The sequence below is a fragment of the Streptomyces calidiresistens genome (genome assembly GCF_014141525.1).
GTDB classification, from domain to species: domain Bacteria; phylum Actinomycetota; class Actinomycetes; order Streptomycetales; family Streptomycetaceae; genus Streptomyces; species Streptomyces calidiresistens.
In genome coordinates this window covers 1-485 of sequence record NZ_VKHS01001542.1, presented here as the reverse complement: position 1 = coordinate 485, position 485 = coordinate 1, and the positions used below count along the sequence as shown (strand labels likewise).

The 485-nt window shown below is 78.1% G+C and carries 1 protein-coding gene; it reads left to right on the top strand.

Going from position 1 to position 485, the window contains the following annotated elements; all coding sequences use genetic code 11:
• The coding region (locus FOE67_RS28205) for a hypothetical protein (RefSeq protein WP_182667618.1) at window positions 1-485 on the top strand (485 nt) is incomplete at both ends.

Genomic DNA, 485 nt, shown 5'->3' with positions numbered 1-485 from the left:
CCTGACACCCCTGCCCCCGACGTTGCCCTCGCCACCCCCGACGTCGGCGACGGCGGGGGTGGCGACGGCCCGACGGCCCGACGTCCCCGGCACGTCCTGCGCACCACCATCCACGTCGCCGCCGCCACCGTGCGCCTCGCCCTCGACGGCGCCGCCCGCCTCGGCCGCGGCGCCCTCCGCGCTGCCGCCGCCTACTACCGCCGCCTCACCCCCGTCACCAAGGACACCCCGCGCCCGCGCCGGGTCCTGGCCTACCTCGCGATGACCCTCCCGCTCGCCGCCATCACCACCCTCCTCGCAGCCATGCCCCTGTGGTACCTGGCCCGCGTCGGGTTCCTCGGCAAGCTCGCCGGGGGACTGGGGATGCTGCTGCTCCTGGTCCTCATCGGCCTCCCGCCCCGCCGCCCGGCGAAGAACCCGGGGGAGCAGGGGGAGCCCGACGGCACGGGGGAGTCCCGCCCCGTTGTCCCGGCCACCGCGGTGCC